This is a genomic window from Streptomyces sp. NPDC050658 (assembly GCF_044457025.1).
GTDB lineage: Bacteria > Actinomycetota > Actinomycetes > Streptomycetales > Streptomycetaceae > Streptomyces.
Genome location: NZ_JBITGM010000005.1, coordinates 85,155 through 102,603 on the forward strand (window position 1 = coordinate 85,155; position 17,449 = coordinate 102,603).

The following is a 17,449-nucleotide window of genomic DNA, read 5'->3' on the forward strand; positions in this document are numbered from 1 at the left end:
TGCGCAGGTTCGAATCCTGCCGGGGGCACCTTGTAGTAGGTGCCTGAAGACCCCGCCATCAGCGCTTTCGCTGAGTGCGGGGTCTTTGCGTATGCCCAGGCGAATGCCGCCGCAGGAAGCCGCTTACCGGTGATCACGCACTGGCGACGTAGTGACCTTGGTGGGCTGCGCCCCAGATTCGGCGGGCACGGAACTGCCGCGTCGCTTCCACTGCAGCCCACCGTTGCCGATCCAGGGCAGGGCGCACGTTCGTTTGCCACTGGGCATACAGCCTTCACGTGTCGGCGCGTCTCGGGGCACGGTTCCGGCCAGACGCGAGGCCGGCCACCGCCCGCCGCGGACCGCCCAGGTCCAGGTCAGCGGGGCTTCCTGTCGTCGCCCTGCGCCACACCCCGTCAGCCATCAGGTGAATCAGGCCACTTGACCTTCAATCCTGTTGCGTATGCAACGCCCGAGGGGACAGTATGTTCGATACGCTTACGTGGCGTGAGTGGCGCATGCGCATGCTGTGACGGATGAACTGCCGCTACGCAGCGGACAATTGGGGATACACGGGGGTGGATTCGTGAAGTTCGACATGGGGGACACGACTCTTGCGGTGCTGGGGAAGAACACCGTGGGGTCCAGCGACGATCTGGGCACGCTGATCAGTCTGCTGGTGCAGGCGGCCGAGCCGCTGGAGGGGAAGTTCAACGGGGCGGGCAAGGCGACGTTCGACTCGTTCAAGTTGCGTGCGGACGAGATCACTTCGGATCTGAACGGGGCACTGTCCTCGATCCTGGGCGGCCAGGCCGGCATGGACACCGCCTTCGGCTCCGGTGACCAGGAGCAGTCCGACAACGCCCACCAGAACATGGGCTCCGCCAACTTCGAGGCCGCCCGCTTCTCCGGCTGACCCGGACACCACTTCTCAGGCTTTCAGGGGGATTTCACCATGGCTGGAAACCAGGACCGCCGCTCCTACGACACCGGCGCATCCGCCGACGTACAGGGCGGACTGCAGATCATCATCGGACAGCTGGAGCGGGTCCTCGGCGACCGCGACCGCGCGGTGAAGGCCGCGATGGCCGACTACCAGGCCGACGGTGTCTCAGACGACTACCACGGCAAGGAAGTCCGCTGGAACAAGGCGGCCAACGAGGTACGCGAAATCATCCGCCTCGTGCGCACCACGCTGGAGCAGAACGACGGCACCGCCCAGTCGACGCTCGCGCGGGCGCGGGCCGCGGTCGACAACATCGGCTGATTGACGGCGTAGAGCGGCTGGGCTGAATTACGGGGATCAGTAGGGGGTTTGGCATGCCTGCGTGGGACATTTCGCCGTCCGGGGTGGACTCGGTGACGTCGCTGGTGGGGCTGGCGATGGACGACGTGGCCAAGGACGTCAAGGCGTACGGGACCGACGCCAAGAGTGCGGCCACCTCGGCCGGCACCATCAGCTCGGGGTACTGCGGGGACGTCCCCGTCGGTCCGATCGGTATCGCGATGGCGCTGTTCGTGGACAGGACCGGGGAGGATGTGCTCTTCCTCGGTGCTCGGGCCTCGAAGTCGGTGAACGGGGCCGTTGAGGCGACCAATCACTATGTGGCCGGGGATCTGGAGCAGGCCGCGACCGCGCAGCGCAACGCAGAGAAGGCCCCCGACATGAAGGCCCTTCTCGCCGACGCCCGCAAGAAGGGCGCCGACCAGTGAAGATGATCGAGCCCGGGGGCATACCGCAGTTCACCGGTGACTTCGAGCAGCTGGACAAGGACGTTTCCGCGCTGCGCAGCGACGCCATCGGTATCCGCAACGGCGGGGCCGATGTGCACTCCCGCTTCCAGATGCTGGGGGCGTACTACACCGCGCCGGAAGCCGACGATCTGTTCGCCACCACCCAGCCGGTGATGGACCGGGCCGACACCTTCGCCGCGGATCTGGAGACGGTGGCCGACGCGCTGGACACCTTCTCCAGCGAGGCGCGCCCACTAGCCAAGCGTCTGGAGACGCTGGAGGCCGATGCCAGGGCGTTCGTCGCCAGTATTGAGGGCGACGAGGACTGGCATTACGACGGCGACAAGACCGACCGCAACAACGAGCTCATGGACGACGTCGCCGTCACCAAGACCGCCTTCGAGGCGGCCGAGCGAAGGGCCGCGACCAAGATCTCGGCGATCGTGGGCGGCCCGAGGTTCATCGAGGACGACGGCAGCCACAAGGCGACGAAGAAGACCGTGATGTACGGCTACGACGCCGACGTCCTCAAGCAGGCCAAGGAACTGCCGTGGGGCAGCCACGTCAGCGAGTCCATCCACGCGTGGGAGATCCACCGGCATGTGAAGCATTACGTGTGGGACGGCTTCATCGTCGGTGGCGGTGGGGCCGCCCTCGAAGGCCTGGGCCACCTGGTCGGCATCGGCGGCTCGGCCAAGGATGCCTGGAGCGGCCTCGGCGATGTCGTCAGCGGCATCGGCCAGTACACGATGACTCCCGTCGACTGGGCCCTGGACCACACGATCGGCCCGGACGAGGAGAGCGCCACGGAGAAGCGGCAGAAGACGGCCGCCCGTGAGTTCTTCAAGGGCATGGTTGCCTGGGACCAGTGGGAGGAGCACCCCGTCCAGGCCGCGGGGACCGCCACCTTCAACGTCCTCACGCTCGGCGCCGGCCCCCTGGGGGCTGCTGCCAAAGGCGGCAAGGCCGGGGCGGCCTCGAAGGCCGCCGGCGTCGCAGCGAAGATCGGCACCTACGCCGACCCGCTCTCCGCCGGGCTCACGGTGGGCGGCAAGGCCTTCAGCAAGCTGCCGAGCGTCGCCGACCTCACCACCCGCGTCCGCACCGGCGCTGACGCCGCGCCGGAGTTGCAGCGCGTACACAGCGACCTCGAGTTCGACGGCTCCAGGGTCCGCGTCGAGGACGGCAAGTTCATCCGGGTCGACGCCGAGGGCCGCCGCATCGAGGACACGGCGCCAGAGGAGCTCTCGGCAGCCGAGCGGGCTTCGGAGGGATCGCCGGGCCGGCGGGAACCGGCGTTGGTGGGCGCCGGGGCCAGAGGGCCCGAGGGTGCGGCCGCTGCGGGGAGGGATGTTCCGCCGGAAGCGGGCCACGGGGGTTCGCCTCACAGCACCAGTGTTGACGATCTCGCCCGCGGTTCATCCGGCGGATCCCAACCGCCCAGTGGCCGCGGGGCCGGGGCGGGGAACGGACTGCCGGACGATTTCGGCCGCGTCGGTGATGACGCAGCCACGCCGGGCAGTCAGGCGGACAACGGCGCGGGAGCTGCCGACGATGGGCAACCGCCTGCTCGGGAACGAACTCCCGAAGAGCAGAAGAAGGTCATCGCGGAGCAGATCAGGAAGGCGAACGATCCGGACCAGACTTGGTTCGAGAGGAACTACCGCTCCGACGGTCACCGCAAGAGCATCAAGACGCTCGACGAGAACGGGGATGAGCTGCCGATCCTGGCCAAGGACTCGGACGGCAGCTGGATAGCCAAGGACTCGCTGCCCCCGAAGCCGGGCGCGAAGAGCACGCTCGACCCCAAGAGTCCGTTCACGCGCGATTCTGTTCCCGACGGTGAGATGAGCCACCTCGACGAGGCGGCATCGAACCGCAAGGTCTCCAACGCCCTGACCAATGCCGAGCGGGCGTTCAAGGAAGATCCCTCCGCCAAAAACCTGGCGGAGCTCAACAAGGCGCAAGACGCGTTCGACGCCCAGATGCCCGGAAGACCCAACAACAGCTCGATAGCCGAGGCGCTCGGTGAGCAGGCGGCCATGCGGCACGTCATCCCCAAGGCTTTCACGGACGCCCAGTGGATCGATTTGCCGAAGACGCCCAACGGCGCGAACATGTTCGACCAGCTGTACCGGCTCGACGACGGAACGCTCGTCATCGCCGAGGCCAAGGCGCCGAAGGCCAAACCGATCTGGCGTAAGGGGGCCGGCGATGCGGAGGGCTGGATGGTTCAGCAGGGCACACGACCGTACATCGAGACGATCCTTTTCCAGATGGAAAGGAAGTCGGGACTCATGGCGCGAGACAGCGCTGGGAACGTGGTGCGGGACAGCGCAGGCAATCCAGTGACGAACCTCGACATCGCGAACGAGATCTCCGATGCCCTGGAAGCCGGGAAACTGAAGTACGTCATGGTGAAGGCCACGGAGAACCCAGGTACCTACGCTGGTGCGAAGCTGGAGCACTTCGAAATTGGATGAGAGGCGAAGAAGGTCCTTGGTTACGCACATTTCCCGCCACGAGTACCCTGCCAGCCTTGCAGGCGACATCGACACGGCAGCGGGCCTGAAAGGGCTCGCGAAGCGTGCTGACGAGATGTTGGAGCGGATCGAGCGGTCGGACATGTCCCGACGGCGAGTGTTCGATACGACGCTGATCCTGGCCGAGACGCGATGCAAGCTGGACCCGGACGCTGAGGAGTTCGAGACCTGGGAAGCGTGGGTCACGGCCATGCAACTGGGCTCCGCGCGGTTCGCCATGGCCACCGCGCCTGAAGGCAGCACCGTGACGTGCAGGATCAAGGAGAAGGAGTGGCACCTTCCCGCTACCGGGACCCAGCCGAACGTAAACGCCAGCTCCTGGATCAAGGCCTTCTACCTTGCACTGATCTGCCGTGAGAACGAGCGGCTGAGCGAGCTGGCCCAGGTTCCCGTCGCTCTGCTACGCGAGTCGGGCGCGACGTTCGATGAGTACATCTACTCCTGGGTCGAGACCCTCCAACGCTTCTGGCTGGGGCAGGAGGGCGTGAGCACCCACCTGGTGGCCGCCGTGGACGGCACCGGCCCGGATTCAGCGCAGCACGCCGACCAGGAACTGATGTCGTTCGTCCTGTATCCGCCGATCATCCTGTTCTACCGCTACCTGCGCGGGGACCACGCCCAGTTCAACGAAGCCCTCGTGGACGCGATCAAGTGGCACAAGTCCTACTGGAGCGGGGACGACGACCGCGCCATGAGCAGCGAAGGCAACGTGGCCCTCGGCCCGCTCGCCATCGCCTGCCTCGCACGCGACCGAGGCTTCCCGATCGAGGTGGACTCGGAGTACCTGCCGAAGGCGTTGCTGGACTTCGCCTGGGCGGGCGAGATCGACACCTGAGCTACCCGCGGGGCCTCGCCACATGCCGGAATGGCATGGCTGACTCGCTTCCGCCCTGCGGACGCATGTTTGTGAATTGGCTCAACAGAAGCGGATGACGTGGCAGCCCAGGATTACGACAGTCAGTTGCTGGAGTCGGTGTCGGTGCGGCGTCGACGACTGCGGGATGCCCTGTTGTTCGGGTCTCAGCGGCAGCGGCGAACGGCCGATGAACGGTTGGGAAAAGTGTTCGCCGGAGTCGTGATTGCCGCAGTGCTGTGTGCCGGATGTGTGGGGTGGTCGTTCATTTCGCATCGGCTTATCGGGAAGAGCCCCTACAGCTCCTCCGTTCCTTCTTCCTCTCCGTCAGCACCGACCCCCTCACCCTCCATAACACCTTCCTCTCGATGATAGGTTCGAACGCGTGATATCTGCGGGGCCGTTGAGCCGCACGAGCGGCACGAGTCGTACGGCCTTGAGCCGGGTCACTCTGGTCGGTGAGCGGCGGCGGGTGGATCTTGTTCTTCCCTCTCAGGAGCCGGTCGGGCTGCTGCTTCCCGAAGTGTTGCGGCTGCTCGATGATCAGGCTGCCGGTCGACCCATGTTGCGGCATCTGGTCACCGCGGACGGTTCGGCCCTGGCGCATGACAGCACGCTGGAGTCCGCCGGGATAGCGGACGGTGCCGTGCTGCGGCTGGTGCGGGCCGAGGATGCGCCGTCCGCGCCCGTGGTGCACGACGTCGCCGATGAGGCCGCCGATGATCTGGACGTGCGGGCTTGGAAGTGGGGGCCCACCGCGCGGCGGGTGGTCGCCGGGCTTGCCACCGTCCTCTGGGCCCTCGTCGCCGGAGTGCTGGCACGCGGCGAGTTCGCGTTGGGGGACGTGGGCAACGCCCTGGTGGGTGTTGCCGTTCTGGCCTGTGTCGCCGGGGTCGTGCTGGGGCGTTTGGAGCGGCGGGGGCTCTCCGCCACGCTGCTCGTCGCCGCCGGGGCCCTGGGAGCGCTCGGGGCCTGGACGTCGGCCGATGCCCATCACTGGTCCGGTGCGATGCGGTTGGCCGGGGTTGGCCTGGCCGTGGTGCTGGTGCTGCTCCTCCTGGGGTGGTTCTCCCCGTTGGGGCGGGGCGGGTTGATCGGGGCCGCGGCCCTGCTCGGCTGCCTCGTCTTGTGGGAGGCGTCCGTCGTGTTGCAGGACGGGGCACGGACTGCGGCCGAGCAGGCCCGCGTGGGTTCGCTGCTCGTCCTCGTATCCCTCGTCGTGCTCGGCGTGCTGCCCCGGCTCGCGCTGATGGCGTCCGGTCTTTCGGGGCTTGATGACCGGCGTTCGGGCGGGGCGTCGGTGAGCCGGTATCGGGTGGGTGCCGCGTTGGCCGCGACCCATCGGGGGCTCGCGATCGCCACGGTGGTCCTTGCCGTCTCGGCCGCCGGCGCCGGGATGCTGGTGCTGCGGGAGCCGACCGTGTGGACCGTGCTGCTGGCCGTGGTCACCGCGATCGTGCTCGCGCTGCGGGCGCGGGCCTTCCCCCTCGTCGCCGAGGTGGTCGCGTTGTTCGCCGCCGCCGCGGTCGTCGTCGTCGCACTCGTCGTGGTGTGGCTGGAGCGCTCCCCTGCCGCCGGGCCGCTGGCCGTGCTCGGCGTGCTCGCCCTGATTCCCCTCGTGGTGCTCGCGGTTCAGCCGCCGGAGCATGTGCGGGTGCGGCTTCGCCGTTTCGGGGACGTCCTGGAGTCGGTCGGCGTGATCGCGATGCTGCCGCTGGTCATCGGGGTGTTCGGTGTGTACGGGCGACTGCTCGGCACCTTCGCGTAGGGGTGTGGCATGGCTCAGGGAAGCGACAGCGACTGGCAGCGCGACGTACTGCGGGAATTGGGGGCCGCTACGCCGGTAAGGCCTTCCGTTTCGGCGGAGTCCACTGCCGTGCTGCATCCGGGGGCCTCCGAGTCCACACCGGAGCGGGAACGCACGCCGACGACGCCCCGTCCACCGGCTCCGGTCCGCCCGGCGCCACGCGATCCTCGTCTCCCCCTGCCCACCCCTGAATCCGTCCCGACCGTCGACCCCCGCCTGGCCCACGCCCTGGGCCGCCCCCAGCACGGCGACTCCGCGGTGCGGCGCACCGGACGCTCACTGCGCAAGCTGACCGCGTCGGCCGGTCAGGAGGTCGCCGAGCAGACGCGGCTCGCCCACGAGGTGCAGCAGCCCGTGACCACGGGGCGCGTCATCGCGGTGACCTCCATCCGTGGCGGGGTGGGCAAGTCGACCGTCTCCGCGCTCCTTGCGCGGACCTTCAATCACTACCGGCACGACCCCGTACTGGCCCTGGAGGCCGATGCCGCGCTCGGCACCCTCCCGGTCCGGCTGGGTGCGGAGTCCGTGCGCTGGGCCTGCGCCGATCTCGCCCCCGTCCTCAGCCCGGCCATGCAACTCACCGACGTCACTGGCTATCTGGTGCCGGTCGCCGACGGCGGCTGGCTGCTGCCCGCGAGCCAAGGACGCGTCGGCGCCCCCCTCGACGTATCCACCTACCGCACCGTCACCCTCGCCCTGCGCCGCTACTTCGCCGTCACGGTCGTCGACTGCAAGAGCCTGCCCGGTGAGGTGGCCCGCACCGCGATGGACACCGCCCACGCCCGTGTCGTCGTCGCCCCGATGACCGCCGAAGGCGTCGGCGGCACCCGCGTGGTCCTGGACTGGCTGGCCCAGCTGCCGCACTCGGCCCTGGCCACCACGGTGGTCGCGCTGTCCGCCAACTCCCCTGATACGACCCTGGATTTGAAGACGGCCGCCGCGCATCTGCGGGAGACCGGGGTGGCCGTGGTGCCTCTCCCGTACGACCGTCATCTGGCCCAAGGAGGCCCCATCCACACCGGCATGCTCGGCCAGCACTCCCGCGAGGCCGCCGTCCAGCTGGCCGCCGAGGCGATGGGGCGGGCGGTGCGGGTGCGATGACCCACCGCCTCGTCCACCGCCCGGCCCGCTCCAGCCGCCCGCTGGCCGCCGCCCCCGAGCGCACCATCGAGCCGCCGCCCAACCTGCCCGAGGGCAAGTTGGGCAACGCCGCGACCGCCCTCCTGCCCATGGCCGGGGTCATGGGCTCGGTCGTGATGATGACGGTCATCCGCAACAGCCAGTTCGCCGCCGTCGGCGCGATCGTCCTCGTCTTCGCCCTCCTTGGCGCGGTGGCCCTGTTCCTGTCCCAGCGCGGCAAGGCCCAGCGCACCCGGCGTACCCAGCGCGAGCGGTATCTCGAGTACGTCGAGGAACAGCGCGAGGAACTGGGCGCGGCCGAGCGGGAGTTGCGGCGCCAGGCGCGGGTTCTCAATCCGCCGCCGACCGCACTGTACGACCTGGTGCGCGACCCCGCCCGGCTGTGGGAGCGGCGACGCCTGGACAGGGACTTTCTGCGGGTGCGGCTCGGTACCGGGGACGTACCCGTACAGCAGTTGGTGATCGGGCAGAACTCTGGCAGTGGCGTGCTCACCCCGCCCGACCCGTTCATGCTGAACGAGGCGCGGGCGTTGCAGCACCGGTTCACCACCGCCACCGACTTCCCGCTCACCGCCCCGCTGGACCGGGCCGGCAACGTCAGCGTCATCGGCGACCGGGACGGTGTGCTGCGCGTCGCGCGCGCCCTGCTGGTCCAGGCCGCGGTCACGCACGCGCCCGACGACGTCGCCATCGCCATCGCGGTCTCGGGTGACCAGCTGCCCGCGTGGGAGTGGGTGAAGTGGCTGCCGCACGTCCTCGATCCGCTGCAGGACGACGGGCCGGTCGCCGCCCGGCGGATCGCGCCGGGCCTGGAGCAGCTCGCCCGGCAGTGCGCCCCGGACCTGCGCCGCCGCGCCTCCTACGCCGCCGAAGTCCGCCGGGGTCTGTCCGACAAGAACGCCCTGCGGATGAACGACCGGCTTCTGGTCGTCAGCGACTGTCATGGGAGTACGGCCACCGAACTACCCCGCCCCGATACGGCCGTTGACCTCACCAGCATGGGCGTGACCGTGCTGCATCTGCTCGAACAGCAGGTGCACGAACCGGACCAGGTGTCCGTGCGGATCACCGTCGACGGCGACCGTGTCACGGTCGAGGACCTGCGGATGCCGGAGAACGCCGGCGCCGCGGGGACGTCGGACGCGGTCGGCATCGCGGGCGCCGAGGGCCTGGCCCGCATGCTCGCCCCGCTGCGCCTGTCGGCCGAGTCCGCCACCGAGGGCACCCCCATCTCCGGTCCCGTCGACTTCCCCACTCTGCTGGGCATCGACGACCCGGCCGACCTCGACCTGAAGCGACTGTGGTCGCCTCGCGGCGAGCGGGACTTCCTGCGCGTACCCATCGGACTCGACGACCGCCACCAGCCGGTGCTCCTCGACCTGAAGGAATCCTCCGAACTGGGCATGGGCCCCCACGGGTTGTGCGTCGGCGCCACCGGCTCCGGCAAGAGCGAACTCCTTCGCACCCTGGTCCTGGCCCTCACCGCCACCCACTCCCCCGAAGACCTCGCACTCGTCCTGGTCGACTACAAGGGCGGCGCCACCTTCGCCCCCTTCACCCACCTCCCGCACGTCGCAGGCGTCATCACCAACCTGGAGAACCAGGCCGGACTCGTCGAACGCGTCCACACCAGCCTGGCCGGTGAGGTCAAGCGCCGCCAGCAGGTACTGAAGGACGCGGGGAACGTCGCCGACATCGGGCACTACGCCACTCTGCGCGCCAAGCAGCCCGAACTCGGCCTGGAGGCCCTGCCCCACCTCTTCGTCGTCATCGACGAATTCGGCGAACTCCTCACCGCCAAACCCGACTTCATCGACCTGTTCCTCTCCATCGGCCGCATCGGCCGCTCCATCGGCGTCCACCTGCTGCTCTCCAGCCAGCGCATCGAGTCCGGCAAGCTCAAGGGCCTGGAGACCTACCTCTCCTACCGCCTCGGCCTGCGCACCTTCTCCGCCGACGAATCCCGCACCGTCCTGGACACCACGGACGCCTTCCAACTGCCGCCGCTGCCGGGCTTCGGCTACCTCAAGGTCGACACGTCCACGTACGAACGCTTCAAGGCGGGCTACGTCTCCGGCGCCCACCGCGGCCCGGCCCTGCGCGAGCAGTCGGACGCAGAGCCTCTCGCCTGGGTCTACCCCACCTTCAATACGGGCCAGGACGCCAATCCCGGTGCGCCGGAAGAACCTTCGACGCGGGAGCGCGAGACCGGCCCGACCGTCCTGACGGCCATGGTCGACCAGCTGTGCGCCGCCGCCCCTCCGGTACGCCGCATCTGGCTGCCCCCGCTGCCCGATGCCGTCACGCTCGACTCGGCCGCCGGGCCCGTCCTGGCCTCCGAGCGCGGACTGCACCTCGCCGACAGCTTCGGCGCCATGCGCGTGCCGCTGGGCGTCCTCGACGATCCGGCCAAGCAGTGGCAGCAGCCCTGGGTCCTGGACCTGACCGTCGCCGGAGGCCACGCGGCCGTCATCGGCGGCCCGCAGTCCGGCAAGACCACCCTGCTGCGCACCCTCGCCCTCTCCCTGGCCCTGACCCACACCCCGCACCAGGTCGCCGTCTACGGCCTTGACCTGGTCGGCGGCGGACTCTCCGCGCTGTCCGGCCTCCCCCATGTGGGCGGGATCGCGGGGCGCGCCGACTTTGAGCGCGCCGCCCGCACCGTCGCCGAGGTCCGCGCCCAACTCGCCCTGCGCGAAGAGCTTTTCCGCGAGTACGGCATCGACTCCGTCGACCAGCTGCGCCACCTGCGTGCCCAGGGCAAGCTGACTGAACTGGGCTCCACCGACATCGTGCTGTTCATCGACGGCTTCGGTGCCCTGCGCGACGAGTTCGCCGAGCTGGACGACACCGTCGCCGATCTCCTCAAGCGGGGCAGCGGCTACGGCATCCACATCGTGGCGGGCATGCTCCGCTGGAACGACGTACGCATCGCCACCCAGTCCCTGTTCGGCACCCGCGTCGAGCTGCGGCTCAACGATCCCTCCGACTCCAGCATCGACCGCAAGCTCTCCGAGACGCTCAGCGCCGACACCCCCGGCCGAGTCCTGACCGACGCCAAACTCTTCGCCCACACCGCCCTGCCCCGCATCGACGGCCGACCCTCCACCGGCGACCTGGGCCCCGCCCTGGAACGCGCCGCCCGCACGCTGCGCGCCAGTTGGCACGGCGAACTCGCCGCCCCCGTACGCGTCTTGCCCACCGCCCTGCCCGCCACGAAACTCCCCTCACCCGCCACCGAACCCGCCCGCATACCGCTCGGCGTCGACCAGGACGCCCTCGCCCCCGCGCTCCTGGACCTGTTCGGCACCGACCAGCACCTGCTGATCCTGGGCGACAACGAATGCGGAAAGACCAACCTGCTCAAGCTCGTCTCCCGGCAGCTCATCGACCGCCACGGCGACAAGGACCTGGTCTTCGGCGTCTTCGACCCGCGCCGCGGCCTGCGCGGAGTCATCCCCGAGCCCTACCGCGGCGGCTACGCCCACAACGCCAAACTCGCCGCCGCCCTCGCCACCGGCATCGCGGGCGAGCTGGAGAAGCGCCTGCCGGAAACCGCCGACCCGGACACACTCACCGACGGGCCCGCCTTCACCGGCCCCCGCATCGTCATCCTCGTCGACGACTACGACATCCTCACCACCGCGGGCCAACAACCCCTGGCACCCTTCCTGCCCTACATCTCCTCCGCCCCCGACATCGGCCTGCACTTCATCGTCACCCGCCGCGTCGCCGGAGCCTCCCGCGCCCTCTACGAACCGTTCCTCACCACCCTGCGCGAAACCGGCACCACAGCCCTCCTCATGACCGGCGACCGCACCGAGGGCCAGCTCTTCCCCGGCCTGTACGCCTCCACCCAACCCCCAGGACGCGGCACCCTCATCCGCCGGGGCCGCCGCCACCAACTCATCCAGACCGCCCTCGCCGAAGAGGCAGCACAGGCAGCAGAGACCGACACGGAGACCCAGCTACCGTGACCAAGGACGTCATCGCCCTCACCCCCAAGATGCCCGACATCAACACCCTGCTCGCCGGGCTCTTCGCGGGCGGTCCCGACCTCGGCATCGGCTCAGTCGCCGAGGGGGCCGTCGTGCAGCTCTGCACCCCGAACGGCCGCCCGCTCGTCTCCGTCGAATCGCCCCTGCTCGTCCGGGTCCCCGGCGAGGCGCAGCGGCTGCTCGGCGCCGAAGTGGCCGCCCCCGACGGGCCGTTCTGGTGGACCGAGGCCCGCGCCACCACCGCCCTGGAAGAAGGCGAACGCCTCGCCGGCTCCTTCGCCGGACGCCTGGCTGCCGTACTCGGCGGCACGGTCTGGCCGCCGGATGCGGCCCACACCGACGTCGTCCCGCTCACTCACGAAACCGCCACCGCCACTCCGGCGCCGGACTCGGCACCGCCCGCGGTCGACGTCCTGACCGACAAGGCCGCGGTCGTCATCCAGGACCGTCCCGTGGTCGCGATGACCAGCTGGCTGGCCGACGCCCTGCAGACCGCCGCCGCCGGCGACCTGGCCCTGCAGATCGTCACCCCACCCCACACCCGCCTCACCCTCCCCACCCGCACTGCCCTGCACGGCCACCCCAACCGCTGGGTCGTCCAGGACCCCGATCACGGCTACTACGACGGCCTCTCCGGAGCCGTACTCCACTGGGATCAGGGTCACTTCACTCCAGTGAAGTCCGCTGAGGGGAGCCCCCGGCTCGCGGAGGCCTTCAAGCCCGACCCCGCCTCGGACGCCGCGGGAGAACGCCAGCTGGTCCTCTCTCTCCACACCACCCACCCCGCAGACGAAGAGCTCCAGCTCGGCGGGGCCCTGGAAGCCTCCTGGCAGACCCTCACCGGCGCCCCACCGTCCGGATGGTGCACCGCCGAACCCATCGCCCTGCCCTGGTCCCGGCGTCAGCTGACCGAACTGGCGCGCGCCCGCGCCCAGAAGAACACCCCCACCTGGCTGACCACGATCGGCACCCCCGACCGCCCGGCCGTCGCCACCACCCGCGTCACCCACACCCCGGCAGGCGTCGAGGAGCACATCACCCTCGCCCTCGGCTATGACGCCGACGAGGTCCCACCCCTGGACGCCGTCGCCCCGCTGGCCGAGACCCTCGCCACCGAGCACGGCCTGACCTCCATGCTCACCACACTCCGCGCCGCCCGCCGAGACCTCACCGTCCCGCCCCGCTTCGAGGCACCGCCGGTCCCGCTCTCCTTCACGCTCGGCCCGGACGACGTACACGACATCGGCCTCACCCACGCCGGCCGCCCGCCCCTGAGCCTGCGCCCCGTCCAACTCGGCCCCGCGGCGCGGCCCGCACTCCACTACCCCCTCGGTGACGGCACGGGCGGCGAAGCCTGGACCGTACTCCAGCAGCTCGCCCAGCACCTCAAGGCCGGCTCGGGATCGGGCGCCTTGTAGCAAGCGCCGGAAAAGACCCCACCCTCAGCCGATCGTTGATGATCGTTGGTGATCGCTGAGGGCGGGGTCTTCTTCTTCGGCTTTCGGTCGGGGAGAGGCACCCGGGGGAATGGTGCCTCTCCCTGCTCGGCCGGCCAGCGCCGTGGCCTGCTCGTATCGTCGAGGAGGGGGGTCGTGGGCGAATACCCCTATGTGACCCCTATGTGGCGGACAACCGTTCGGATGTGGCCTTGATCGGGATACCTCTTCCCACCGTCTCCCGAGCCGTACCCGGTCCGCATCCGGTTCATGCCCGGTCAGTACCCGGCCTCTCCCCCTCCCCCACCTATTACCCGTCACATTCCTTATGCGCAGGGCCCGTTAGGGGGTTCATAACCCCACTTAGGGGTTGTCCGGCATCCCTCGTAAGAGCAGCATCGCATTCAGTCGTTATACGGGAAGCGGTAACGGCCGTGCCGAGGATGCGGAAGGTGTGCGCTGATGAGTGGCAAGGTCGGCGAATCGGACAAGTGGGTCAGGAGATTTCATCCTGCACCTGATGCCGAGACTCAGTTGGTGTGTCTTCCGCATGCCGGCGGGTCCGCCAGTTTCTTCTTTTCCGCTTCCCGGGCCCTTTCGCCCGATGTCGATGTCCTTGCCGTGCAGTATCCGGGGCGTCTTGATCGGCGTACCGAGGCGTTCGTCGATCGGATCGATGCGCTGGCCGGGCACGTTGCCGACGCGCTCATGCCCTTCACCGAGCGGCCCCTCGCCCTCTTCGGGCACAGCATGGGTGCCCTGCTCGGGTTCGAGGTCGTCCGGCTGCTCGAGGCTCGTGGGGTGCAGCCCATCGCCCTTGTCGTGTCCGGGCGGCGGGGGCCCGACACGTACCGGGACGAGGCCCATCATCTCAGCAGTGACGCGGAGTTGATCGCCGAGGTCGCCTCACTCAGCGGCACCAGTTCCGCCGTCCTCGACAATGCCGAAATCGTGCGGATGGCGCTGCCCGCCATCCGCAACGACTACCGGGCCGTCGAGACCTATCGCTTCCCCGGCGGGCCGCTCGTGTCCGCCCCCATTTACGCGCATGTCGGTGAGAGCGACCCGAAGGCCACCCTCGACGAGGTGCGTGCCTGGGCCCGGCACACCACCGGAACTTTTGAATTCCACACGCATCCTGGCGGGCATTTCTATTTGAGCGCACCTGAATCCACGGTCGTTCCGTTTCTCGCCCGTCTGATGTCTTCCGTTTCGCGTTCGCGATGATCACCCAGCAGAGGACTGACAGCATGACACTGACGCTCTCCGTCGGCCGGCGGATCCGGCTGGAACAGATCGAGACCGCCGCGAAGAATTTCACCCCGGTGGAGATCGACGACACCGTACGGCAGCGGGTCAAGGAGTCCCGCGCGACGCTGGAGCGGTTCGTCGACGACGGTCGCGTGGTGTACGGGGTCAACACCAGCATGGGCGGGTTCGTGGACCACCTGGTGCCCATCGCCAAGGCTCAGCAGTTGCAGGAGAACCTCATCAACGCTGTTGCCACCAACGTCGGTGCGCACCTTGACGACACCGTCGTGCGCGCCATCATGCTGGCCCGCATCGTCTCGCTCTCCCGTGGCAACTCCGCCATCACCGAGGCCAATCTCGACAAGCTCATCGCCGTCTACAACTCCGGCGTCGTCCCCTGCGTACCCGAGAAGGGGTCCCTCGGCACCAGCGGGGACCTCGGGCCGCTGGCCGCCATCGCCCTCGTCTGTGCGGGGCAGGGCCGCGCCCGCTACAAGGACGAGGTACTGCCCGGCGGCGAGGCGCTGCAGCGCGTCGGCATCGAGCCCATGAAGCTCAGCTTCAAGGAGGGCCTCGCGCTGATCAACGGCACCTCCGGCATGGTCGGCCTCGGCGGAGTCGTCTTCGAGCGCGCCCAGCGGCTCTTCGACCTGTATCTGCAGGTCTCCGCCCTCTCCGTCGAGGGTCTCAGCGGCATGACCAAGCCCTTCGACCCCCGCGTCCACGCCCTCAAGCCGCACAAGGGGCAGCAGAAGGTGGCCGCCTATCTCTGGGAGGCCCTGCGGGACTCGCGTCTCGCCGTGCTGGAGGCGGACACCGAGGCGCTGCTGTCCGAAGAGATGGACGACTCCGTGAAGGCCGGGTCGCAGTCCATCGAGGACGCCTACTCGGTGCGCTGCACACCGCAGATCCTCGGGCCCGTCCTCGACTCCCTCAGCAACATCGGCGACACCCTCGCCGACGAGCTGAACTCCTCCAACGACAACCCCCTCGTCGTCCCGGACGAAGAGGACGTCTTCCACAACGGGCACTTCCATGGGCAGTACGTCTCGATGGCCATGGACCATCTCGTCATCGCCCTCACCACCCTGACCAACCTCGCCAACCGGCGCGTCGACCGCTACCTCGACAAGAGCAACAGCAATGGTCTTCCCGCCTTCCTCTGCCGGGAGGACCCGGGGCTGCGGCTCGGGCTCATGGGCGGGCAGTTCATGACCGCCTCGCTGACCGCCGAGACCCGCGCGATGTCCGTGCCGATGTCCGTCCAGTCGCTCACCTCCACCGCCGACTTCCAGGACATCGTCTCCTTCGGGTTCGTCGCCGCCCGGCGCGCCCGGGAGGTCCTCACCAACGCCACGTACGTCGTGGCCTTCGAGCTGCTGTGCGCTTGCCAGGCCGTGGACATACGAGGGACCGAAGGGCTCTCCAGCAGCACCCGCGCGCTCTACGAGCGGACCCGCGAGCTCGTGCCCTACCTCGATCACGACATCACCATCACCGACTACGTCGAGGCCATCGCCCGGGAGATTCTTGTCTGAGGTCTGAGGTCTGACATCTGAGGAGTCGTCAGAACGTTCTGGCTCAGCCCTAATTGGCTGTTCTTGAAGCCGTACGTCCGCAGCTCGTGGGCGTACGGCTTCTTCGTGATCCCGCCCCACTCCTCCCCCTCCCCCTCCCCCCTCCGAATGGATGTGTTGCCGCCATGACCACCGCCGCCCCCGCCCGCTTCTCCTACCTCGGGCCCGAAGGCACCTTCTCCGAAGCCGCCCTGCGCACCCTCCCCGAAGCACGGACCGCCGAGTGCCTTCCGATGATGTCGATACCCGCCGCCCTCGACGCCGCGCGGGCCGGCGAGGTCGACGCCGCGCTCGTGCCCATCGAGAACTCCGTCGAGGGCGGGGTCACCGCCACCCTCGACGAACTCACCTTCGGGCAGCCGCTGATGATCTTCCGCGAGGTGCTGCTCCCCATCTCGTTCGCGCTGCTCGTGCGCCCCGGTACGCGGCTCGCCGACGTGAAGACCGTGACCGGGCATCCTGTCGCCCAGCCGCAGGTGCGCCGCTGGCTCGCCGAACACCGGCCGGACGCCGTCTGGGAGTCGGCGGCATCCAACGCGGACGGCGCGCGCATGGTGCAGGAAGGCCGTTACGACGGGGCCTTCGCCGGTGAATTCGCCGCCCCCATCTACCACTTGGAGCCCCTGGTCACCGACATCCACGACCGGGGCAACGCCCAGACCCGGTTCATCCTCGCCGGCCGGCCCGACCGGCCCACCGCCGCCACCGGCGCCGACAAGACCTCCCTCGCGGTGTGGCTCACCGACGACTATCCGGGGGCGCTGCTCGAACTGCTCCAGGAGTTCGCCTCGCGCGGAGTGAACGTCGTACGCATCGAGTCAAGGCCCACCGGCCGCGGCATCGGGCACTACAGCTTCTCCGTCGACTGCCAGGGGCACCTCACCGAACGGCGGGTCGGCGAGGCGCTGATGGGGCTGAAGCAGATCTTCCCCAAGGTGCGGTTCCTCGGCTCCTACCCGCGGGCCGGGGAGGCCGTCGGCGCCCCGGAACCGGACGACGAGCTGTCTCAGCTGACGTTCATGGCCGCCTCCGACTGGCTCGCGCGGTGCGTCGCCGGGCGGGTGTGACGCGTAGAGACATACAGGCAGGGGGGAGGCCGTACGCCCTCTCGGCGTACGGCCTCCCCCGCTC

General features: G+C 69.2%; 13 protein-coding genes. All 13 read left to right on the forward strand.

Going from position 1 to position 17,449, the window contains the following annotated elements:
* Positions 1-565 precede the first annotated feature (565 nt).
* The 13 genes from ACIBKX_RS18905 to pheA all read left to right on the forward strand — a co-directional run bounded on the left by ACIBKX_RS18905 (position 566) and on the right by pheA (position 17,385).
* Positions 566-895 carry a hypothetical protein gene (locus ACIBKX_RS18905; protein WP_363275233.1) on the forward strand — a complete coding sequence of 110 codons (330 nt, stop codon included), beginning with the start codon at positions 566-568 and terminating at the stop codon, positions 893-895.
* A gap of 39 nt (positions 896-934) precedes the next feature.
* On the forward strand, positions 935-1,246 hold the full coding sequence (locus ACIBKX_RS18910; protein WP_361461276.1) for a pore-forming ESAT-6 family protein: 312 nt from the start codon (positions 935-937) through the stop codon (positions 1,244-1,246).
* Between the two features lie 53 nt (positions 1,247-1,299).
* Positions 1,300-1,692 carry a DUF6507 family protein gene (locus tag ACIBKX_RS18915; protein WP_363275234.1) on the forward strand — a complete coding sequence of 131 codons (393 nt, stop codon included), beginning with the start codon at positions 1,300-1,302 and terminating at the stop codon, positions 1,690-1,692.
* 194 nt (positions 1,693-1,886) lie between these two features.
* Complete coding sequence (locus tag ACIBKX_RS18920) at positions 1,887-4,196, forward strand: hypothetical protein (protein ID WP_399375833.1); 2,310 nt, start codon at positions 1,887-1,889, stop codon at positions 4,194-4,196.
* Between the two features lie 16 nt (positions 4,197-4,212).
* The gene (locus tag ACIBKX_RS18925) at positions 4,213-5,091 is read left to right on the forward strand and encodes an immunity 49 family protein (RefSeq protein WP_363275236.1); all 879 of its coding nucleotides are present in this window, start codon (positions 4,213-4,215) and stop codon (positions 5,089-5,091) included.
* 99 nt (positions 5,092-5,190) lie between these two features.
* Positions 5,191-5,481, forward strand: coding sequence for a hypothetical protein (locus ACIBKX_RS18930; protein ID WP_363275237.1), 291 nt, complete (start codon positions 5,191-5,193; stop codon positions 5,479-5,481).
* A gap of 31 nt (positions 5,482-5,512) precedes the next feature.
* Positions 5,513-6,877, forward strand: coding sequence for a type VII secretion integral membrane protein EccD (gene eccD / locus ACIBKX_RS18935; RefSeq protein WP_363275268.1), 1,365 nt, complete (start codon positions 5,513-5,515; stop codon positions 6,875-6,877).
* 9 nt (positions 6,878-6,886) lie between these two features.
* Positions 6,887-8,017: a hypothetical protein gene (locus tag ACIBKX_RS18940; protein ID WP_363275238.1), complete on the forward strand. Its 1,131-nt coding sequence runs from the start codon at positions 6,887-6,889 to the stop codon at positions 8,015-8,017.
* Positions 8,014-12,033: a type VII secretion protein EccCa gene (gene eccCa, locus ACIBKX_RS18945; protein WP_363275239.1), complete on the forward strand. Its 4,020-nt coding sequence runs from the start codon at positions 8,014-8,016 to the stop codon at positions 12,031-12,033. The genes ACIBKX_RS18940 and eccCa overlap by 4 nt, the downstream gene beginning before the upstream one ends.
* Complete coding sequence (locus ACIBKX_RS18950) at positions 12,030-13,472, forward strand: DUF6177 family protein (RefSeq protein ID WP_363275240.1); 1,443 nt, start codon at positions 12,030-12,032, stop codon at positions 13,470-13,472. The genes eccCa and ACIBKX_RS18950 overlap by 4 nt, the downstream gene beginning before the upstream one ends.
* 480 nt (positions 13,473-13,952) lie before the next feature.
* Complete coding sequence (locus ACIBKX_RS18955; RefSeq protein ID WP_363275241.1) at positions 13,953-14,717, forward strand: alpha/beta fold hydrolase; 765 nt, start codon at positions 13,953-13,955, stop codon at positions 14,715-14,717.
* 23 nt (positions 14,718-14,740) lie between these two features.
* Positions 14,741-16,279 (forward strand): phenylalanine aminomutase (D-beta-phenylalanine forming), encoded by a 1,539-nt coding sequence (locus ACIBKX_RS18960; RefSeq protein ID WP_363275242.1) that lies wholly within the window; start codon positions 14,741-14,743, stop codon positions 16,277-16,279.
* Between the two features lie 164 nt (positions 16,280-16,443).
* Positions 16,444-17,385, forward strand: coding sequence for a prephenate dehydratase (gene pheA, locus ACIBKX_RS18965; RefSeq protein ID WP_363275243.1), 942 nt, complete (start codon positions 16,444-16,446; stop codon positions 17,383-17,385).
* Positions 17,386-17,449: the final 64 nt, after the last annotated feature.